This is a genomic window from Methylosinus sp. Sm6 (genome assembly GCF_019802345.1).
Lineage (GTDB): Bacteria > Pseudomonadota > Alphaproteobacteria > Rhizobiales > Beijerinckiaceae > Methylosinus.
Genome location: NZ_JAINDZ010000004.1, coordinates 75,457 through 95,226, shown reverse-complemented (window position 1 = coordinate 95,226; position 19,770 = coordinate 75,457). Strand labels below are relative to the sequence as shown.

Below are 19,770 nucleotides of genomic sequence, written 5' to 3'. Positions count from 1 at the left end.
CTTTCTCGTGGCTGTCACCGAAGTCATTCGCGCGAGGAAAAGACGCGGAAGGACCACGGCTCTGAACCTCCGTGTCTCAGGGAGCATCTCCACCCGCTTTCGATCAACGAACGTGCAATGACACGATTGAACCAGCCGTGACCGATCAGAGCCGTGGGTCCATGATGCGCCTCGACGATCAGCAGCTTCGCCGCGATCGATCCGCGCGCGGCGACTGCCCGTTGCAGGGATGGACTCATTGCTTCGCCGACGCGCGACCAAGCGAACCAGGCGACGAGCGGCATTCGAAATGGGAGTCGTGGAACGAGGTGATGCGGCTCTTCATTGAACGTCGCGTCGTATCGAATGTCTTGATCGAGAAAGAGAATGCGCGACGATTCTCTCGCGCGTGGCAGTTCGCTCGCTAACAACGTGCGAGCCAGTCGGAGCTGTTCGATCAATTCTTCTGGCGGACGGGAATCCGAGCAGAGGGGCGCAGCATCGTAATCTTCGACGTAGCGAAGGAAGTCCTCGCGTGAGAAGAGCCCGTCGGATGTAATCGCGACGCGGCCGTGCCGAATAATGACAATCGTGGAAGTCATAGGAACGCCGAAACTCATTTCACGCGACGGGGCGCGCCGGTGGCGGCGGAGTATCGCCGACCCGTCGCGGGATAAGATGAAGATGCGCGTGAAATATTTTTTGTCCCGCCGCTTCGCCGATGTTCGAGCCGAAATTGAATCCGCCTATGGTCGGGTCCTCGTCCATCAGCATCGCGCGGCATAGTGATGCGAGTTCGTGAACGGCTTCTCGCTCGGCCGCCGAAGCCTCGAAGATGTCGGCGACATGACGCTTTGGAATGACCAAAGTGTGCAAGGGGCGTATCGGAAACTTGTCACGGATTGCGATGACGAGTTCGTTTTCTGCGACGAGAGCGTGCGGCGACACGGCGCAAAATGGGCATTTTGAGCTGGACATGGGAGCTCCAATCGGCATAATATTATTGCTATACGATAATTAATTCGCTATGGCAATAACAGAATGACCGAGATCCCCATGGACAATGTCACGCTCTTTCCCTCTCGGCCGATAGCTGCGACGCAGGATCAGCCAAAACGGGTCGCCATCCGACGCAGAAGCGATCTGCTCGCGACCGCGCTGACCGTCGCGTTCGCATTGGCTGCGGCGTTTACCCTGACGCTCGCCATGGCGGCGCTGCTCTATGACGGGCCGCTGCTCTCATTTGGTCCGGGAGGACTATGGATCGGACGAGCGCCAGATCCGGCCGGCGGCCGCGTGGCTCTCTCGGCCTTTACCTTGAGCCAGCGGCTGGCGGGCGCTGTCGCCATCTGCCTTCTCACTGCGCCGATCATGTTCATTCTTCACGAGGCGCGCGGGTTGTTTCGTCTCTATGCTGATGGGATCGTGTTCGCCTTCGCAAATGCGCGCCGAATAAAATTCATGGGCGTCGGCCTCATTCTCTACTCGGTCGCGCCGTTCGTCGCAAATCGCGTCATCATGCTCGCGGGCGTGACGAATGACCCGATCTGGTTTCACCTCGATGAGGTCATGTCGTTGATCTTCGGCGCGCTGGCCTTCGTCATCGCCGACGTCATGGAGTTCGGTCGTGAGATCGAACAGGAACGGGACGGATTCGTCTGATGCCGATCATCATGCGCCTCGACGTCATGCTGGCCAAACGCAGGATTCGCTCAAAGACGCTCGCCCAGGCGATCGGCATCACCGAGGCCAATCTCTCGCTTCTCAAATCGGGCAAGGTGAATGGCGTTCGCTTTTCGACGCTCGCCGCGATTTGCCGCTATCTCGACTGCCAGCCCGGTGACTTGATGGAATATACGCCGGATGATGAGGCTGAATCCTTGAAAGACGCCGTTTGATTCATTCTGTGGCTAGGCTTCGCCATGACCGATTTTCCACGTTGTCCGCTTTTGGTTGTTCCCTTTCTTCTGAGTTGCGTTTTCGCGCCGGCCGAGGCGGCGCGAAAAGGCCCTCCGCCGCAAACGGCCGCGGCTTTCGCGACTGGCGAAATTCCCATGATCCTCGACGCCGGGCGTGTGCTGATGGACGTCGCCTTCGAGACGCCGGAAGGCGGAGCGCGTAAGGCGCTCGTTTGGTTCAACATGGGTATGGCGGCGCCGGTTCTGACGCGGACGCTCTATCAGGAGTTGGCCATCGACCGAGGACGACCGCTACGACTCTGGATCGGCGACCGCGCGATCATGGCGGAGGCGGCCGACGTCGTGAATGGCGACGGCGGCCTCGGCGTTCCGGACTTTCGACACCTCTTCGCGCCCAAACCGGTCGAAGCCATGCTGCCGGCGAGTCTCTTACAGCAATTCATCGTCACTCTCGACTATGGGCGTCACTCATTGGTTGTCGCGGAGCCCGGGGCGCGAAAACCAGAGGGTGTGGCCGTTCCGTGCGAGGTCAATTCGAAGACCGGCGTCATCGCGATCGAAGCCAAAATCGGCGATAATGTTTATCCGCTCGCGCTCGACGCTGGCTCCGGTTACAGCTGGGTGCGAGGGGACGTCGCGAGGGGCTGGATGGCGCAACATCCCGACTGGCGGCGCGCTTTTGGCGCGGTCGGTCCGGCCAACGCCAATATGGTCGATTTCGCCTTCGAGAAGGACGGGGTCGTGTTCCGCGTTCCGAGAATGACGGTCGGCGCGCTCTCCCTCGACAATGTCGGCGCACTGGCGACCGCCCCGATACTCGGCGTCTTCGCCGATGGATTGCTCGGTGACTTCTTTTGGGACAATTGGAGCAAGGCGGCTCTGACACCCGTCGTCGGCTGGCTCGGCGGCAATGTACTCAAAGATTACGAACTGACGATCGACTACCCGAACCGAATGACCTATTGGCGAAAGCAGCGGAGCGTCGATTTGCACGAACTCGATCAGCCGGGTCTTACCCTCGTTCGGCGCGATGATCGCTACTTCATCGGCAACTTTGTTCGTAAGGCGAGCACCGCGGGAGGCGATGAAGGCATCGAAGGAGCCGAAATCGGCGACGAGCTCGTGGCCGTCGACGGCGCCGATATTCGTGGCGCCGGCAGGGAAGCGGTGTTGTCGAAGCTCCACGGCGCCCCGGGGGATCGACGCCGGCTGCTGCTGGAGCGCGACGGTGCGCGGATCGAAATCGACGCGGCGATCATAGGATACGATTGATCAGGGCAAAACGTCCCCTTCGCCCGACCGCCTGATACGAAGGATGCGCGCCAAGGACTCGGTGTCGCGCCGTCGGACTGGCGCCGGGGCGGGGACGAACGTTTCTGCTCCCGCCGCTTTCGAGGTCTCGTGGCGAGTCAGACGTTTGCGAAGCTCAATGCCCCAATTGAGAATCAGATGTTCGAACTGCCGCAAGTCATTCCGATAACGATGTGTTGCCTGCACTCGAACCGGACATCGGCTCCAATCTCTTGTGCAGGGCGTTTGTTCTCGAAAGCGGAATGGCGACTGACGAGGATGATGAGAGAGAGCCTCTCGAGGCGATCGAGATCATAATGCTCGCCAACTATCCATTGTGAATTGACGACGCTGATGTCCCCATGATGGCCGCCATTCCTCCGCGTTGGACATTCGAGTATATGAGGATAAAAGAACAAGCGCGCAAAGAGCCGCGGACGTCAATTTGCCATCAAACAGTCGAGATGACGACGTGGGTGTCATCGATAGGTGGTAAGGACTCGACATGGCGCGAATCGACGTTGTTCCTGCCAACAGTCTTTGGCAATTTTTGGGGTACAGCAAACTCCCGCGCCTCTGCTATGCTGGGATGCCGGGGTTCGTTCCGCCACTCGATGTCGAGCAATGGATGCTCCACAGTCGAGCTTTCAATCCGCATTTCAAGCTCGTCGAAGCCCAAAAGTTCCTCGCATCGCGCGACGGGAAGTTGGTGGGTCGCGTATCGGCCCAGGTCTACAAAGACGACTATGCGCCGGTCGCCGCGTCACGCTGGCAGTTCGGCTCACTCGATGCCATCGATGATATCGACGTCGTTCGCGCCCTGACGGGCGCAGCGGAAAGATGGCTCGAGGCTAGGGGCGCCGATCGCATACATGGCCCCTTTTCACCGAGCATCAATAGAGAGCTGGGTATGCTCGTCGAGGGCTTCGAGAGCGTGCCGATGTTCCTCACGCCGTGGCATCCCCCGTATCTCCATCGGCACGTCGAATCTCTCGGCTACGAAAAGGCGCGCGATCTGATCTCCTACGTGCTGAAGAAATCTCCCGAGGAATGGAGCAAGCGAGCCCGCATTTCGAATCGACCTGAATGGAGGGATCGTCTCGAGATCCGACAGATCGACTTCTCGCGGCTCAAGAAGGGTGAGACGGCGCTCATGTCCGATCTCTTCAATGACGCTTGGCGCGACAATTGGGGCTACGTACCCTTCACGCAGGCTGAGTTCGACTCTATAGCGGATGCATTGCGCGTCGCGACTCCACCGGAATTCACGATGGTGATCGAGCTCGACAATCAGCCCAAGGCATTTCTCGTCGCCGTGCCGAATTTCTTCGAGATCATTGCTGATCTCCGCGGTCGCTTGCTTCCATTGGGCGTAATGCGCCTCATCTCCCGCTTTCGCACGCACAAGTACAAGACCGGCCGGGTTCTTTTACTCGGCTTACGCAAAGAGCTGCAGCATAGCTGCGACGGGCGGGGCAATTTTGATGGCGGTCATCGAGGAGCTGCAACGCCTCTGTGCGGATCACTCTATTGAAGAGCTGGAAGCAGGTTGGGTGCTGGAAGATAACCTCCCCATGCGTAAGCCGATAGAAATGTTCGGTGGTAAGATTTACAAGACCCACCGCGTTTACGAAAAGCGTCTTTGAAAGCTGGCGCGCGCAGTTCACCGCTTGCGAATCAATGTCCGCAATCAAATGCCTGTCGGACGCTTGCGAGCTGTCTGCATAAAGGCGTGATGAGGTTAGGGGATTTTCGGATGGATCGGACGAGAGGCGAGCCGCCGGCAATGCCCAAGGAGAACGACAGAGATAGGAAGAAAGTTGGAGTTGCCCACGCCCCCAAGGACCGTGACCGCCAAGCGGGCCGGAAAAAATCGGCGAGATCGCAAGACATCCGAGACTTCTCCCGCAAACACTCGAGTGAGCCCGGAAACTATCCCGAGAGAGGAAAATAATGGCGGCCCTGCCTATCGCTGGATCGTGGGTTGTGGTCACTGGCGCCTCGTCGGGCCTGGGCAGGGCCGCTGCGCTGTGCCTGGCGAGTTCCTACAAAGCGAAGCCCATCTTGGTCGGCCGCCGTACGAGCAGATTGCTCGATCTGCAGTCCGAAATCAAAATCCGTTTTGGAATCGCCAGCGAGGTCGTCTCGGCCGACCAGAGCACAGAAGAGGGGCGGTCGCGGATCGCCGCCAAGGTCGAAGAGCTCGATGTGACAGCAGCGTTGCTCGCGGCGGGTCTCACCAGCGTTGGTCAGTTCGACGCAAACAAACTTTCCGACTATCATCGTTTGATCGAGACCAATGTTCTCGGCTTCACGGACCTGCTTGCGCGTATCGTAAGCATCTTCAAACTCCGTCGTTCCGAGACGGCGATTCTCGCGATCTCCAGTCTGGGAGCCGAGACCTCGTTGCCGTACCAGGCGGTTTACGGCGCCTCGAAGGCGTATATAAACACGCTCATTCAGGCGCTTTCAGTCGAACTCAGAGGGACGAGTGTGAGTGTCGGCGCTTTCTTGCCGGGAGGCATAGATACGGCTATGGCCGCACAAAGCGACTTGCGTTGGGGGCGGATGGGGCTGATGGACGTGGATCGCTGCGCTGCATCAGCGGTCGAAGCGCTGGTGCGGCGGCGTTACATGACAGTGCCTGGGTTGGGCAACCGTGTAGCCTATCATGCCAGTCGTACGCTTCCACGTCCCCTCGTTGGGAGAGCCGCCAGTTTTCCTTACCGGCGACCTGAATGATAGCCAAGCGGTTGGGGGCCGATCCTCGAGCGCCAAATTATGAAAGTTTCCCGTCGCGGCAATCCGAGCAGGGCGCGAAAAGAACCGCAGCGTAGCATCGATTCCAAATGTGCACGCGAATCTGGCCCCATCGCGTCGGAAACTATTCGATGCCCCCCAGGATCTCGCTCAGGGCCTCCGTGAGCCGGATGTGATCTGTCACTGATCCGATGCTGATCCGAAGGAACTCAGAAATCCGTGGAGCGTCGAAATGCCTCACGAGGACCGCACGCTCGCGCAAGGCTGCCGACAGGGTTCGGCCAGAATGTCGTGGGTGACGTGCAAAAACAAAATTGGCGCTGGACGGCAAGATCTCAAACCCAAATCTGACGAGTTCGGTAGTCAAGTCCTCTCGGTTCCGGATCACCGCGGACCGGGTCTGCAGGAAATAGGCTTCGTCGTTGAGCGACGCGATCGCCCCGGCCTGGGCCGGCAATCCCAGCGGATAGGAGTTGAAACTGTCCTTCACGCGCGTGAGCGCGTCGACCAATCCCGCGTCTCCGATAGCGTAGCCGACGCGCAGCCCCGCGAGGGCGCGCGACTTCGACATCGTCTGGACCACCAGAAGGTTCGGAAATTTTTGGATCAATGACACAGCCGACTCCGCACCAAAATCCACATAGGCCTCGTCGATCACGACGGCCGCTTCGGCGCGCGCGCCAGCCAGTCGCTCGATCTCCGTGCGCGGCAGAGCGATACCAGTTGGCGCATTTGGATTGGCGATAATCACCGGCCCGGTGCGGCCAACATAATCATCGACGCGCACGCGCATCTCGACGTCCAGCGGAACCACTTCATGATCGATCTCGAGTAGCCGGCAATAGATGGGGTAGAAACTGTAGGTCACGTCGGGGAAACGCACGGGCTCGGATTGCTTCAACAGTGCCGCGAAGGCGTGAGCCAGCACCTCGTCCGAGCCGTTGCCGACGAAGACCTGTTCCGGCTCGACCTTGTGATAGCTGGCCAGCGCCTCGCGCAGGCGAGTCGACTGCGGGTCTGGATAGAGGCGGAGCATGTCGCCGGCCGCCGCCAAAATCGCTTCTGTCACTTTGGGGGATGGCCCGAAAGGATTCTCGTTGGTGTTCAATTTCACCAAATTTGCGATTCGAGGCTGTTCTCCCGGCACATAGGGAGAAATGTCGCGGGCGAGTTGCGACCAGAGTGTGCTCACCGGGTTTCTCCTCGACTGCCCCTTTTCAGGGGTTAACAAATTAAACCATCAAGCCGGCAGCGGCGGATAAAGGCGTCTCGACCATCGCCTTGGAGGCAATGGTCGAAGCAGGAATTGCCGAACTACGTCTAATCGCTCAGCGCTGCAACCACGCCCGAATGAGGAGTAACTCGCCGGCCATTGGCATCGCGGCCGCGTCCGCCTTGGCTCTTGACGCGGCCGCTTCATACTTTTACAGTTGTCTAAATTTGGATATTTGCAAAATGGACTCTGCAAGGCCCAGCCGCAAGGACCGCTCCCGAAACCAAATCCTCGATGCGGCTCTTATCGAATTCGAGCAGCATGGCGTGGGCGGCGCCAGCATGGAAGCTCTTGCTGCCCGTGCCGGCCTCACCCGGGCGACCGTATACAATCTCTTTCCCTCGAAGGAGGACATCGCCTTCGCGATCGTCCACCGAGCGAGCGCGCAATGGCAGCCTGCTTTTCGCAAACGTCTAGACGCAGGCGAAAGCGCGCGCACCTTGCTTCACGACGCCCTCCTCGACGCAGCATGCTGGCATTCGGAACATCCGAACATCGCGATGGCGACACTGTTACTCACCCTGTCGACTGATACCTCGGCCGAAGCCCCTGTTGATCGAATGTCTTTCCGCGGCCTTCTCCGCGACGTGCTCGCGCTCGGCCAGAAGCAGCGCGTCATCCGTTCAGACCACGATCCAATGCCGCTCGCCTGTATCGTACTCGGCCTTTTCATCCCAACGGTGCTTTACGCGCTGAAGACGGGAAAGGCGCTGACGACGCGTGAAATCGACTGGCTACTGCAACTCACCATTGAAGGAATTGGCGCGAGGAGCAAAACAAAATGATTGCTATTCTCGATTTTAGCGAGGCTGTTGCCGCTGGACCGACGAGAGTCGGTGGGAAGGCGTGGAATCTCGGGCGTTTGGCTCGATGGGGATTTCCTGTTCCACGCGGAATCGTTGTCGATGTCAGCGTCTATGACGCCGTGACCAGCAACGAACGCATCTCGCCCCTCATTGCCCAAGTTGCCGAAATCCAAGCGTGCAACGTCACTGATCTACAGGCCCAAGCGCTTCTCGAGAAGATTCTCTCGGCGATCGAAAGCGCGTCCCTGCCGACCGAATTCGCCACGCAACTCGATGCAGCTTTGATGCGCGCCGGAATTGACCGTGAGGTCGTGGCGGTGCGTTCCAGCGCGACTGGGGAGGACGGCGAGAAACACGCCTTCGCGGGCATTCACGAGAGCTACCTGAATGTGATCGGGCGCGACGCGATCCTCGGCGCCGTCCGCAAATGCTTTGCGTCGCTGTGGACGGCGCAGGCGCTCGCCTATCGCCGCCGTTTTGCAATTCCTGACGCAGAGGTGCGGTGCGGCGTCGTCATCTGCGAAATGGTTATGGCGAAAAACTCGAACGAGCCTCTGGCCGCCGGCGTCGTCTTCACCGCCGATCCGAGCAATGGACGGCGAGATCGGATCGTCATCGAGTCAGTGCCGGGCCTTGGCGACAAGCTGGTCAACGGTAGGGAGACGCCTGCGCGTGCAACGGTCGAAGTTATGATCGACGGCTTCGGCCCGCCGCAAGGCGACCTCGGAGCGCTGCCCGCCTCCCTGGCGACAAAGCTGGCCATGCTCGCACTGCGCATTCACTGGGATTTTGGCGAAGGAGACGCGCCGCAAGACATTGAATGGGCATGCGACGGAGAGAGGATCGTCATTCTGCAAACTCGGCCGATCACCGCGCTGCCTCGGCGCACCTTTCCGCAAATCGTGGATCAACCCACGATCTGGACCAACGCGAACTTCAAAGAGGTGCTCTCCGGCGTCCTGTCGCCGATGGGCTGGAGCCCGAGCCCCGTATGGCTGGCATATAAGCTGTTCGACCTGTATCGCCTATGCGGATACGCTCCTCCGGATGGAATGCAAATCGTCCGGCGTTTTGAAGGCCGACCGTATTTCAACGCCTCCGCGCTGCAATTCGCCAGCTGGGACGGGTGGGGGATTTCACCGGCAGATTTTAACGCATCGTTCGGCGGTTTCCAGGCGCAAATTCGTACGCCCCCCGGCAATCCCATGCGCGGACCTGCGGGACTTCGCCGTTTCCTCGCCGGGACGAAGCTGATGCGCGCGATCTGGTCGGCTCCCGAGCTACTGCCTGAGAAGATAAACCGAATCTTAGAGCGGGCGAGAGCGATGCATCAACGCGATCTCACCTGCTTGTCCGATGCCGAACTCTTAAAGCTTTGGTTCTCTGTCGCGGGCCCCGACTGGGAGCTGCCGTTCATGCTGGCGAATTCAATTGGAGGCGTGTGGCTCGGCATGGCGCGCAGCTTGGCGACAAAATATCTGCCGCCGGAAAAAATCGAGCCGCTTCTCGGCGGCCTAATGTCTGGGCAAGGCGGCGTCACGAGCGCAGACCATGCCTATGAACTTCATGAAATCGTTGCGCGTCATGGGACATTTGGGCCGCCGTTCGACGCCGCAATCGATCAGTGGCTCGACAAGTACGGCCACCGCGGCTTCGACGAACTCGACGTGGCAAATCCGCGGTGGGGCGAGACGCCGGAAGCAGTGAAGGAGATTACACGAAGTTTCGGCGCGCCTGCACATAGCCCCCTGTCGGCCAAGCGAGTGCGCGACGGAGCGCAGGCCGAATTGCGCGCACTTCCACTCTTGCCGCGGCTCGCAATCAGCTGGCTCGTTGCCAAAGCAGAGGAAGGCTACCGCTTGCGCGAGCTGGCAAAATCCGCTCTCGTTGCAGTGCCCGCGGGGGTCATGCGGCGCTTTGTGCTCGAGTTCGGAAGCCGCTTCGCGGCGCGCGGCGTTATCGAGCGGCGCGACGACATATTCATGTTGGCGATGGTCGACTTGTGGGCGCTTGCGGCGGGTGATTGGGCTGGCGAGGGCGCGCGGGAGCTCGTTCACGATCGCCGTAAGCAATGGGAACTTTGGCGCGCATCCGATCCGCCGCCCGATGTGATCATCGAAACCGCGAGCGGCGTGGCGGCCATGGCGGACCTCGAGCGGGCGCAAGCGAACGGCGAAGTTTTGCAAGGCCTCGCGGCGTCGCCAGGGGTCGCGCGCGGCGGGGCGCGCAAACTATACAATCCGACGGAATCAGGTCGACTGCGTGAGGGTGGGATACTCGTCGCACGCACGACTGACCCAGGTTGGACCCCGCTTTTCCTCGTGGCGCAGGGAATCGTCGTCGAAACGGGCGGATACCTTTCGCATGGCGCCATTGTCGCGCGAGAATTTGGGGTGCCCGCGGTGGTGAATATTCCGAGTGTCTTCGATTTGATCGAAGATGACGATGAAATTGTCGTCGATGGAAACCGTGGAGTCGTCACACGAGAACCAAAGCGTTCTCCGCCCGCCATGACTGCGCAACGCGAAGGCATGATGAACTAGAGGATTAATTGATGTTTCACGATCCCGATTTCACCCCGTTCCAGGCGCGCGCAAGAGCTTCATATAGAGCAGTCCTACACAATTATCTGGAGAATTGGCCTCCCGCGGCCTATCGCGAGGGATATTGCGTAATTCGCGGTCTCTGGCCGGTGACACCAGACGCGGTCTTTCTGTCCGACCCAGAGCTGATCGAAGAGGTGCTCGTTTCGCGCGCGGAAATGTTCACGCATGGTCGCATTTTCTCACGCATCATGTCTGCGGACTTCAACGAAAGCTCCTTGATTTTTGCGGAGGGCGTCGACTGGCGATGGCAAAGGCGCGCGCTCTCGCCGGCGTTTCGTCATGAAAATCTGTTGAAGCTGGTTCCTGTTTTTGCGCAGAGCGCGAAGGCGCTAACGAAGGAATGGCGCCGATCGCATAGCAACGATACGATCGACGCGGCGCAGGCGATGACCCGCACGACATTCGACGTGATCGAGCGCGCCGTGCTCGGCTCGGATGGATATCTCGAACGTGAGGAATTTGCCGCGGCGCTCGCACGCGGCTTGGAGAACGTCGGTTGGCGGCTGATCTACGCCTATTTTCATCTGCCGCGCTTTTTTCCCTATCCAGGCTCGACCGCCGTCGACGCAGCGATGCGCCATCTGGGAAAGGAAGCGTCGAGAGCGCTTGCCCGACGTCGCGACCTGCAGGGCGAACGGCACGACATTCTCGAGCTGCTATTGTCCGCGCGCGATCCGGAAACAGGTCGAGTGATGACCGATAAGGAACTCGCGGCGAATCTCTATACGTTCATCGTCGCCGGACACGAGACCGCCGCCATCGCCCTGACTTGGACGCTGTGGCTGCTGGCCAAAGATCAGGCATCACAGGACCGAGTACGCGAGGAAGTTTCGAATTTCGCGGGCGCACGCGATATCGGCGCAGAAGAAGTCGAGCAACTCACCTTCACGCGACAGGTCATTCAAGAAGCTATGCGACTTTTTCCACCGGCCCCGGGTATCGCGCGTCAGGCGCGGGAGAACACGACGATCGGGCCGCATCAAGTTTCGAAATCTGCGTCGATCACCATTGCAACATGGTGTCTCCATCGACATGAGAAGCTATGGACGGAGCCCACAGCTTTCGATCCGGACCGCTTCGGGTCGGACAAGGCGAAAGAGCGGCATCGCTGCGCATATCTTCCTTTCGGCGCGGGCCCACGTATCTGCATAGGCATGAATTTCGCCATGCTCGAAATGACGACAATCGTCGCGACACTCCTACGCGAGTTTCGTCTGAGAAGCGTGCCTGGCCACCGCCCAAAAATCGGATCGCATCTCTTTTTGCGCCCGCTCGGCGGAATGCCATTGTCGATCGAACCACTGTGAGACGCGCTTGCGAAGCACCAAGCTTGCGGAAATGTAGATAGATTTCGGAAGTATACAGGGAGTTGCGTCATGGAATCCGTCGCATTGAAACAATTCGGCCAAGACATTTGGATTGCCGATGGCTCCATCGTGTCCACGGGTGGCTTTCGGTATGCGACTCGGATGGCCGTCATACGGCTGTCGGACGGAACCCTCTTCATTTGGTCGCCGATACAACTCACGGGGAGCCTGCAAGCAGAGGTCGACAGACTTGGCGCAGTACGCTTTCTGGTAGCGCCCAATTCGCTGCACCATCTGTTTTTGGGCGACTGGAGTCGCGTCTACGCCGGCGCCGAGCTTTACGCTGCTCCAGGCTTGCGACAGAAGCGAAAGGATATCGCTTTCGACGGAGATCTGGAAAATCGACCGATCGCCGGATGGGCTGAGGATATCGATCAAGTGCCGGTGCCGGGCAATCTTATCACGACGGAGGTGGTATTCTTCCATCGAAAGAGCCGCACGGTGCTATTTACCGATCTAATTCAGCAATTTCCCGCCCATTGGTTTTCGGGATGGCGCTCGATTGTAGCGCGCATGGACCTCATGGTGGGTCCGGAACCCGCGGTGCCGAGAAAGTTTCGTAACACCTTTGTGGACCGTCGGGCAGCGCGCGTCTCACTTGCGCATATATTGGCATGGCCGGCCGAGAAAGTGCTGATGGCGCATGGAACCCCCATAAATGAGGAAGGCAGAACGTTTATCCGCCGCGCGTTCGGGTGGCTGATTTTGGCCAACAATTGACCTATGTTTTGAATAAGCGATCGTGCCCTCGGCGGAGGGCAAAGCGTCATTCGATTAGGGCGCCAATCAGCGTCGAGGCCTATCGCTAATACACAAACTGTTTCCGAAGGGGTTCGCTCAATGCGCCTGACCATCAGGAGCGCCGGATCGAAGGATGAGGCCGAGGTTGTGGAGTTGTGGCGAAGCTGCGACTTGGTCGCGAGCTACAATGATCCGTCGGTCGACTTCCGTTTCGCAAAGGACGGAGCCTGCTCGGATGTGTTGATCGCCGAAGATGACGTCGGTCGCGTCATCGGCAGTGTCATGGTCGGACATGACGGTCACCGGGGCTGGCTCTACTATCTCGCCGCCGCAGAGCATTCCCGTCGATGCGGTGTCGGTCGCGCGTTAGTGAAAGCGGCGGAGGAGTGGCTGCGTAAACGTGACGTTCTGAAGGCGCAGCTGCTCGTGCGAGAAACCAACCCGGGAGTGGTTCCGTTCTACGAACGCCTGGGCTATGAAGCGGCGCCGCGAGTGTTCATGAGCAAACGGTTGGAGCGCGTCACGTAGATCAACCGTCGGGCTGAATATGATCGGGGAATTTATCATATACGTCGTCGGCTTGTTTCCGGGTCGTTGCTCACGACGAAAATTTGTTGGTATGAGTTGTGAAACACCATTTGAATTATGGAAAAGGCGATGAGGCGGCGCAAGCGCATTTTGTTGGCGACCTTCGGCACTCTGGGCGACATTTATCCGTTTATCGCCGTCGCTCACGCAGTGAGCCGTCGGGGTCTCGATGTGGTCATCGCTGCGCCTGAAATGCATAGAGGCTCGATCGAGCGCGAGGGTGTCGCCTATGCTCGCTTGCGACCACACGAGAACGACATAGTCGGCGCGCTGGGCGTCGATCTTGCCGGCGCCTTTCGGATCATGCTGAAGAACCCATATTTTATCTTGGACGAAATCTATCTTCGCTTCCTCGCCGAAACCTACGACGACACTCTGGCCGCGGCGGAGGGAGCGGATGCGATCGTGACTCATAATCTGCTCGTCGGCGCGAATCTGGCCGCAGAGGCGTCTGGCCTTCCGACTGCGAGGGTCGCCCTTGCGCCGCTGTATGTGCAGTCGGCTTCGAATCCGTCGCTGACCCCTCCCGCGCCCTACATCCTTCAGCCTGCGTCTCGCCCGGCGATCAGGTTCAACAAATTGGTCCGCTCGTTCATACGGACTGGCGTGAACATGCGGATGAAGCGCTTCCATTCGTTTCGAACGAAACTCGGACTGCCCCTGTCGCGCGAGGATTTCTTCCTTGATTTTGGCGGGAAGAACAGCGCGTCGAAAATATTTGGTCTCTATTCGCCCCGTTTCGCGCCGCGCCCGCCGGACGGACCGGCAAATATGCTGGTTCCGGGCTTTCCCTTCTACGAGCCTCGAGACGAGGGAAGGCGCCGACTAAGCGAATCATTGTGCGCTTTCCTTTCCTCGGGCAGCGCGCCCATCGTCTTCACCTTAGGTTCCTTCGCTCCGCAAGTTTCGGGCGACTTCTATGACGTCAGCATAAAGGCGGCCCGCGCTCTCGGGCGTCGAGCTGTCTTGCTCGCCGGAGCGAAAGACGCCGAGAGGATTTCGGCATCGGTTGGGCCGAATGAATTCGTCTGCTCCGAGGCACCGCACGACGATCTGTTCCCATTTGCCTCATGCGTGGTGCATCATGGCGGGATCGGAACGACCGCCCAAGCCTTGCGAGCAGGCAAGCCGCAATTGATCGTTCCGTTCTTCGGTGACCAGCCAGATCATGGCGAACGTGTCCGACGTCTGCGCCTCGGTCTAGCATTGAAGCTCTCCAGCTATGATCTGCGAAGCGTCACCCGTGCGCTTGCCGAACTCTGTGATGAGAGCTATCTGCACGCCGCGCGGAACTTTGCCCTGTCCATTCGCGCAGAGCATGGCGTCGAAGCCGTCGCCGATTGGACGGAAAGCGTTTTAGGCCTCATGGCACGAGAGAATTGTCCCGAAAGGTAAGACTGACGAATGAGGCCGGCTCTCTAAATCCAGCGGCGCACTCTGCGCTGGTAGGCGCGGTACGTTTCTCCGAACTTATCTTCGAGGTAACGCTCCTCCCACCTGACCACCGCCAAGCAAAGCGCGCTGCCGGTTGGAAGAAACAGACAAAGCATCCAAAATGAGTTCATCAGAAAAGCCACGCCGATATAAAGCAGCACCATCGATAAATAAACCGGGTTGCGGCTGAGCGCGAAAACACCCGTCTCTACGAGAGCCTGTGTCGGCTTGCGCACATCAAATGCTGTTTTCGCGAGCCGCAGCTCACGAAAGGCAGAGAAAACAAAGAAAATCGATGCTCCAATCGTAAGGAAACCGATTGCCTCGGCCAATTCGGACGGGAGAATCGTCGCGTCGAAATGAGCGCGCGCCACAAACCCGAGCCCGAGCGCTGCTATGAGAATGACCGGAGGCATGATCCGAACATCAGCTCTGTCCTGCATGCCATTGCTCCCTACAAGATTACCGGACTTCGCATTTTGCCTTATCACACGCGATCACAGCAACCATACGCCTATCACAAATCAATTGATCTTTAAATGACACTATTGTACGCAAGCTTTGCGTACCGGGGGGCATACTCTTTCCGAGCTCAGCGACGACAGTTACCTGCGCGCCGCGCAAGACTTTGCGCTTTCTATCCGCACGGAACATGGGGTCGAAGCCGTCGCGGATTGGGCCGAAGCCGCTTTAGGCCTCATGGCGTCATGACAGAATCGTCCAGAAAGGCCAAACTGCTTATTTCCGCCAGGAAACCCGGCGGCTTCAAAGCCTCGGATCGATCGGCTCGCTCTCCAGCGCGAGGATGGCGAAGACGCATTCATGGGTCTTGCGCAGGGGCGCGCCGGCGGTAAATCGCGTCAGGGCCTCGTGACCGAGCGCGAATTCGCGCAGGGCGTTGGTCCGCTTGGCGCCGAGGCCGCGTTGGCGCAGGCGCGCGAGATGTTCCGGCAGGTCATATTCCGGGCCGTAGATGATGCGCAGATATTCCGGCCCGCGCACCTTCAGCGCCGGCTGGATCAGCCCCTTAGCGCCGCGCGCGATGAAGTCTTGCGGCTTCACCACCATACCTTCGCCGCCCGCTTCCGTCAGTTCCTCCCACCAGCGCGTCGCCTCCTCGCAGGCCGCCGTGTCGTCCAGGGCCAGGCGACGCCAGCGCGTCGTCGTGACATTCTGCGCGCCGGTCGCCGCCAAGGTCTCGGCGATCGACATGTGCCAGAGATGATCCTTGTCGAAATGCGTCGCGCCTTCGCTCGCCAGCAGATGGAACGGGGCGACGCGCAGATCGTCGAGCGAGCGAACCGGCCAGACATAGGGCTTCCAGGCCTCGCCATAGCGCGCCGCCTTTTCGGCGCGGATCGCGAGCCGGTCGCGCAGCGCCTCGACAGGAACGCCGCGAGCGGCGGCGCGCGCGGCGGCCGCATGCGCGAGCGCGAGCCCTATGCTGCTCGCGGCGGCAACGGGCGCATATTGCTGCTCGATCAGCGCCGAAGCCTTGGCGGACCAGGGCATGATCTCCGCGTCGAACAGGAGCCAGTCGGTCGCGAGCGTCTCCCAGAGGCGCGCGCTGTCGCAGGCGGCGCGCAGCCGCGCGAGCAGCGCCTCGCATTCTGCGCCATCCGCGAAGAAGGCGCGGCCGGAGCGCGTCCAGATCTGTCCGCTCTCGCCGGACAGGACGCCGAAGCGCCGTCGCGCGACATCGGCGTCGCGGCAGAGCGCGACGACGGCGCGCGAGCCCATGTGCTTTTCTTCGAGCACGACCTCCCTCTGGCCGCGCTCGCGGAAAAAGGCGAAGGCTTCCTCCGGTCGCTCGAGAAAGCCGTCGCGCGCGCTCGTCTCCACCGGCGACATGGTCGGCGGAAGATAGACGAGCCATTGCGGCGCGAGGGCGAAACGGCTCATCGCTTCGAGCGCCGCCGCCGCATTCTCCTCGGCGATGGGAATGCGGCGCAGCAGCGTGGTGTCGATCCATCGCCGTCCCGACACATCGGCATGATCGAGCAGCCGATCCGCCTCGGCCTGCAAGGCGCGTGTCTCGGGCGTGGGGGCGAGCGGGCGCGCCGGCTCGCAATAGATTCGCGCCGCCGGAACCTCGACCAGCTCCCGCTCCGGCCATTGCAGCGCCGTGAGCTTGCCGCCGAAGACGCAGCCCGTGTCGACGCAGATCGTGTTGTTGACCCATTCCGCATCCGGCGTCGGCGTATGGCCATAGACGACGGCCGAGCTCCCGCGGAAGTTCGCCGCCCAATCGAGCCGCACCGGCAGGCCGAACTCATCCGTCTCGCCCGTCGTCTCGCCGAAGAGAGCGAACTCGCGAACGGCGGGAGAACCGCGGCCGATCATCTCCTCCTTCAACCCCGCATGGGCGACGGCGAGCTTGCCGCCGTCGAGCCAATAATGGCTGCGGAGATCAGCGAGGAAAGTTTTTGCGCGCTCACGAAACTCGGCCTGCTCCTGCGCGAGCTGATCGATCGACTCCTGAAGCCCATGGCCGACCGTGACCTTTCGGCCTTCGAGCCAGCGCGACAATTTGCGATCATGATTGCCCTGCACGACATAGGCGACGCCCGCCTCCTGCGCCGCCATGGCGATGCGCAGCACGCCCGGCACATCCGGCCCGCGATCAACGAGATCGCCGACGAAGACCAGCTTGCGGCCATGCGGAGCCGAGACGGCGACCGCATCGCCTTCGCCCTCGACGACATAGCCGAGCGCTGCGACCAGCAGCCGCAATTCGTCGAGGCAGCCATGCACGTCGCCGATCACATCGAAGGGGCCGGTATCGTCGCGCTTGTCGGTCCACATCGGGCGGCGCTCGACGGCGGCCGCCTCGATCGTCTGGACCGAGGACAGCTTCCAGATCTGCCGAAAGCCTTCATTGGCGAGGCCGCGCAGGCCGCGATGAATCTCCTGAATCATGCGCTGCGGTACGCCGGGTCCGAAATCGCGATCCGGCCGCGCCTTGTTGCGCTGGATGCAGACATCGAGGCCCGGATCGACGACGATCGCCACAGGCAGCGCATGCCAGCGCCGCGCGAGCTCGACCCAGGATTTGCGATCGGCGGCGCGCACATTGGTGGCGTCGATCACCGTGAGCCGGCGGTTCTTCAGCCTTTTCTCGGCGATTGCGGCAACGAGCGCGAAGGCGTCGGCCGAGGCCGATTGATCACTCTCGTCATCGCAGACGAGTCCGCGGCAATAGTCCGAGGAAATCACCTCCGTCGGCTTGAACCAGCGCGACGCGAAGCTCGATTTGCCCGCGCCTGTCGCGCCGATGAGCACGACGAGGCAGAAATCGGGAATGTCCAGGAGAGTCGGAAGAGGCGCATTCATCTCGAGAACACCGCGACCTGTGTGACGGGGCCGAGGTCCGGATGCTCCTCGCCTATGCCGGAAAAAGCGACCGAATAGCCATGGCCCTCGGCGATGGCTCGCGCCCAATCGTGAAATTGCGCGCGCGACCATTCGAAGCGATGGTCGGGATGGCGGAAGGCGCCGGCCGGCAGAGAATCGAACAAGGCGTTATATTCAGCGTTCGGCGTGGTCACGATCACGGTCTTCGGACGCGCTGCGGCGAAGACGATCTCGACCAAAGTCGGCAGACGATCGGCGTCGAGATGCTCGATCACCTCGACCAGGGCGACGGCGTCGACATCGGCCCAGCGCGCGTCGCGATAGGTGAGCGCGCCATGTAGCAGGCTCAACCGCTCCATGGAAGGCACGCCGGCGCGATCGCGCTTCAGGCGCTCCCTGGCGCGCTCCAACGCGCGGATGGAGGCGTCGAGACCGATCACGCGCTCGAAGCCGCGCTCCTTGACCAGCCGTTGCAGCAGCCTGCCTTCTCCGCAGCCGAGATCGGCGACGCTGCGCGCGCCCGCCTCCTTCAACAGACCGACGACGGCATCGAGCCGCCGGTCGTGCAAACGCAGCGGCGCTTCGAGCGCCTCTTCGCGCGGCGGCGCTCTTTCGTCCTCGGGACCGTCCTCACTCTCGGCTTCCGGCGCGAGACGTGCGAGGGCGGCGCGCGCGAGGCTGCGGCGGTTCTTCAAAAAGCGCCGCGCGATTGTCTCCCGCTCCGGATGCGCAGCGAGCCAGGCGCCGCCTTTGGCCACGAGCTTCTCCACCTCGTCGTCGCCGACCCAATAATGCTTGTCGGCGTCCATCACCGGGATCAGCACATAAAGATGGCCGAGCGCGTCGGCGAGGCGCAGCGTCCCCGCGAGTCGCAGCTCGACATAGCGCGAGGGGCCGTCGGCTCCCTCGATGCGGCGCGCCTCGACGGTCCAGCCGAGCGGCGCGAAGAGGCGCTCCAGCAAATCGCCGCCGCGCGGCGCCGGCAGAGGCGCGACGACGATCTCCAGCGGAATCGCCGTCGCCGCGAGCTCCGGCCGCTCGCGCGAGACGCCGGTCATCGCCGTGCGGAACGCCTTGTTGAGCGCGACCGAGAGGAAGGACGACGCGGCATAGGGACGGTCGTTGACATATTGATCCGCGACCCCTTCGGCGCCGCCACGACCGCGCACCAAAGCGACCGGATCGAGATCGAGGATCAGCGCCGCCTCGCAGCGTCCCGCCTCGGCCTGCGGGAAAAACACGGTTCCGCGTCCGAAGGACAGCTCGACGTCATGGGCGCGATCGGGATGCTTCATCAGCAGGAAGCCGAGATCGGTGGCCGGCGAATGCGTGGTGACGATGGATAAATACATGGCTATCGAGCCTGCTCGGCAATGGCGCCGTGAGCAAGCCTATAGCAGGTGAGCTTCGACCTGTCTCGGTCGAGACTGGCGAACGCGAAACGGAGAAATTGCACCCCCTCGCCAAATCGGAGTCGGGGCGGCGCTGAAGGTAGACGGCATGAATGCCGATCGTGACGGGCGGCCGCCTTCGAGCCCGACTGCCCGGCTCAGAGCAACAACGCAATGAGCGTCGCGGCCCACTGCAATTGCGACCTACGTCCTCTCGATCAATCAATCTTTCCGAACCAAGATTCGAACACCAGCCGATGCC

Annotated in this window: 17 protein-coding genes; 11 read left to right on the top strand and 6 right to left on the bottom strand. The window is 60.8% G+C overall.

The window, feature by feature from the left end:
* Nucleotides 1–23 precede the first annotated feature (23 nt).
* Complete coding sequence (locus K3F48_RS04415; protein WP_222574207.1) at nucleotides 24–581, bottom strand: hypothetical protein; 558 nt, start codon at nucleotides 579–581, stop codon at nucleotides 24–26.
* 19 nt (nucleotides 582–600) lie between these two features.
* Nucleotides 601–957 carry an HIT family protein gene (locus tag K3F48_RS04410; RefSeq protein WP_222574206.1) on the bottom strand — a complete coding sequence of 119 codons (357 nt, stop codon included), beginning with the start codon at nucleotides 955–957 and terminating at the stop codon, nucleotides 601–603.
* Between the two features lie 63 nt (nucleotides 958–1,020).
* On the opposite strand from K3F48_RS04410, the gene K3F48_RS04405 reads away from it, so the two are divergent.
* The 5 genes from K3F48_RS04405 to K3F48_RS04385 all read left to right on the top strand — a co-directional run bounded on the left by K3F48_RS04405 (nucleotide 1,021) and on the right by K3F48_RS04385 (nucleotide 5,930).
* Nucleotides 1,021–1,641 carry a DUF2975 domain-containing protein gene (locus tag K3F48_RS04405; RefSeq protein WP_255608259.1) on the top strand — a complete coding sequence of 207 codons (621 nt, stop codon included), beginning with the start codon at nucleotides 1,021–1,023 and terminating at the stop codon, nucleotides 1,639–1,641.
* Nucleotides 1,641–1,877: a helix-turn-helix transcriptional regulator gene (locus K3F48_RS04400; protein WP_222574205.1), complete on the top strand. Its 237-nt coding sequence runs from the start codon at nucleotides 1,641–1,643 to the stop codon at nucleotides 1,875–1,877. Before K3F48_RS04405 ends, K3F48_RS04400 begins: the two co-directional genes overlap by 1 nt.
* 156 nt (nucleotides 1,878–2,033) lie before the next feature.
* Entirely contained in the window at nucleotides 2,034–3,170 is a 1,137-nt protein-coding gene (locus tag K3F48_RS04395; protein WP_255608256.1) for a peptide-binding protein, read from the top strand.
* Nucleotides 3,171–3,693: 523 nt separating this feature from the next.
* A complete protein-coding gene (locus tag K3F48_RS04390) occupies nucleotides 3,694–4,722 on the top strand; it encodes a hypothetical protein (RefSeq protein ID WP_370631351.1) in 1,029 nt (342 codons plus the stop codon).
* A gap of 419 nt (nucleotides 4,723–5,141) precedes the next feature.
* Complete coding sequence (locus tag K3F48_RS04385) at nucleotides 5,142–5,930, top strand: SDR family oxidoreductase (RefSeq protein ID WP_222574203.1); 789 nt, start codon at nucleotides 5,142–5,144, stop codon at nucleotides 5,928–5,930.
* A gap of 142 nt (nucleotides 5,931–6,072) precedes the next feature.
* On the opposite strand, the gene hisC is transcribed toward K3F48_RS04385, so the two are convergent.
* Nucleotides 6,073–7,140 (bottom strand): histidinol-phosphate transaminase, encoded by a 1,068-nt coding sequence (gene hisC / locus K3F48_RS04380; RefSeq protein ID WP_222574202.1) that lies wholly within the window; start codon nucleotides 7,138–7,140, stop codon nucleotides 6,073–6,075.
* A 98-nt stretch (nucleotides 7,141–7,238) separates the two neighbouring features.
* On the opposite strand from hisC, the gene K3F48_RS04375 reads away from it, so the two are divergent.
* The 6 genes from K3F48_RS04375 to K3F48_RS04350 all read left to right on the top strand — a co-directional run bounded on the left by K3F48_RS04375 (nucleotide 7,239) and on the right by K3F48_RS04350 (nucleotide 14,724).
* Nucleotides 7,239–8,006, top strand: coding sequence for a TetR/AcrR family transcriptional regulator (locus K3F48_RS04375; RefSeq protein WP_222574201.1), 768 nt, complete (start codon nucleotides 7,239–7,241; stop codon nucleotides 8,004–8,006).
* On the top strand, nucleotides 8,003–10,570 hold the full coding sequence (locus tag K3F48_RS04370; RefSeq protein ID WP_222574200.1) for a PEP/pyruvate-binding domain-containing protein: 2,568 nt from the start codon (nucleotides 8,003–8,005) through the stop codon (nucleotides 10,568–10,570). Before K3F48_RS04375 ends, K3F48_RS04370 begins: the two co-directional genes overlap by 4 nt.
* A gap of 11 nt (nucleotides 10,571–10,581) precedes the next feature.
* Nucleotides 10,582–11,940: a cytochrome P450 gene (locus K3F48_RS04365; protein WP_222574199.1), complete on the top strand. Its 1,359-nt coding sequence runs from the start codon at nucleotides 10,582–10,584 to the stop codon at nucleotides 11,938–11,940.
* A gap of 69 nt (nucleotides 11,941–12,009) precedes the next feature.
* Entirely contained in the window at nucleotides 12,010–12,720 is a 711-nt protein-coding gene (locus K3F48_RS04360) for a DUF4336 domain-containing protein (RefSeq protein WP_222574198.1), read from the top strand.
* A 120-nt stretch (nucleotides 12,721–12,840) separates the two neighbouring features.
* Nucleotides 12,841–13,269 (top strand): GNAT family acetyltransferase, encoded by a 429-nt coding sequence (locus K3F48_RS04355; protein ID WP_222574197.1) that lies wholly within the window; start codon nucleotides 12,841–12,843, stop codon nucleotides 13,267–13,269.
* Nucleotides 13,270–13,398: 129 nt separating this feature from the next.
* Nucleotides 13,399–14,724, top strand: coding sequence for a glycosyltransferase (locus K3F48_RS04350; RefSeq protein ID WP_222574196.1), 1,326 nt, complete (start codon nucleotides 13,399–13,401; stop codon nucleotides 14,722–14,724).
* Nucleotides 14,725–14,747: 23 nt separating this feature from the next.
* Here the strand turns inward: K3F48_RS04350 and K3F48_RS04345 are convergent, their stop codons facing one another.
* The 3 genes from K3F48_RS04345 to K3F48_RS04335 form a co-directional block, all read right to left on the bottom strand.
* Complete coding sequence (locus K3F48_RS04345; RefSeq protein ID WP_222574195.1) at nucleotides 14,748–15,206, bottom strand: isoprenylcysteine carboxylmethyltransferase family protein; 459 nt, start codon at nucleotides 15,204–15,206, stop codon at nucleotides 14,748–14,750.
* A gap of 322 nt (nucleotides 15,207–15,528) precedes the next feature.
* Nucleotides 15,529–18,096 (bottom strand): polynucleotide kinase-phosphatase, encoded by a 2,568-nt coding sequence (locus tag K3F48_RS04340; RefSeq protein WP_222574194.1) that lies wholly within the window; start codon nucleotides 18,094–18,096, stop codon nucleotides 15,529–15,531.
* Nucleotides 18,093–19,469, bottom strand: coding sequence for a 3' terminal RNA ribose 2'-O-methyltransferase Hen1 (locus tag K3F48_RS04335; RefSeq protein ID WP_222574193.1), 1,377 nt, complete (start codon nucleotides 19,467–19,469; stop codon nucleotides 18,093–18,095). Before K3F48_RS04335 ends, K3F48_RS04340 begins: the two co-directional genes overlap by 4 nt.
* Nucleotides 19,470–19,770 lie beyond the last annotated feature (301 nt).

Coding starts and splice junctions, on each gene's coding strand:
- K3F48_RS04350 (WP_222574196.1), top strand. CDS start 13,399: ATGAGGCGGCGCAAGCGCATTTTGTTGGCGACCTTCGGCACTCTGGGC.
- K3F48_RS04365 (WP_222574199.1), top strand. CDS start 10,582: ATGTTTCACGATCCCGATTTCACCCCGTTCCAGGCGCGCGCAAGAGCT.
- K3F48_RS04415 (WP_222574207.1), bottom strand. CDS start 581: ATGACTTCCACGATTGTCATTATTCGGCACGGCCGCGTCGCGATTACA.
- K3F48_RS04390 (WP_370631351.1), top strand. CDS start 3,694: ATGGCGCGAATCGACGTTGTTCCTGCCAACAGTCTTTGGCAATTTTTG.
- K3F48_RS04400 (WP_222574205.1), top strand. CDS start 1,641: ATGCCGATCATCATGCGCCTCGACGTCATGCTGGCCAAACGCAGGATT.
- K3F48_RS04340 (WP_222574194.1), bottom strand. CDS start 18,096: ATGAATGCGCCTCTTCCGACTCTCCTGGACATTCCCGATTTCTGCCTC.
- K3F48_RS04385 (WP_222574203.1), top strand. CDS start 5,142: ATGGCGGCCCTGCCTATCGCTGGATCGTGGGTTGTGGTCACTGGCGCC.
- K3F48_RS04360 (WP_222574198.1), top strand. CDS start 12,010: ATGGAATCCGTCGCATTGAAACAATTCGGCCAAGACATTTGGATTGCC.
- K3F48_RS04345 (WP_222574195.1), bottom strand. CDS start 15,206: ATGCAGGACAGAGCTGATGTTCGGATCATGCCTCCGGTCATTCTCATA.
- K3F48_RS04335 (WP_222574193.1), bottom strand. CDS start 19,469: ATGTATTTATCCATCGTCACCACGCATTCGCCGGCCACCGATCTCGGC.
- K3F48_RS04410 (WP_222574206.1), bottom strand. CDS start 957: ATGTCCAGCTCAAAATGCCCATTTTGCGCCGTGTCGCCGCACGCTCTC.
- K3F48_RS04405 (WP_255608259.1), top strand. CDS start 1,021: ATGACCGAGATCCCCATGGACAATGTCACGCTCTTTCCCTCTCGGCCG.
- K3F48_RS04370 (WP_222574200.1), top strand. CDS start 8,003: ATGATTGCTATTCTCGATTTTAGCGAGGCTGTTGCCGCTGGACCGACG.
- K3F48_RS04375 (WP_222574201.1), top strand. CDS start 7,239: ATGGTCGAAGCAGGAATTGCCGAACTACGTCTAATCGCTCAGCGCTGC.
- K3F48_RS04395 (WP_255608256.1), top strand. CDS start 2,034: ATGATCCTCGACGCCGGGCGTGTGCTGATGGACGTCGCCTTCGAGACG.
- K3F48_RS04355 (WP_222574197.1), top strand. CDS start 12,841: ATGCGCCTGACCATCAGGAGCGCCGGATCGAAGGATGAGGCCGAGGTT.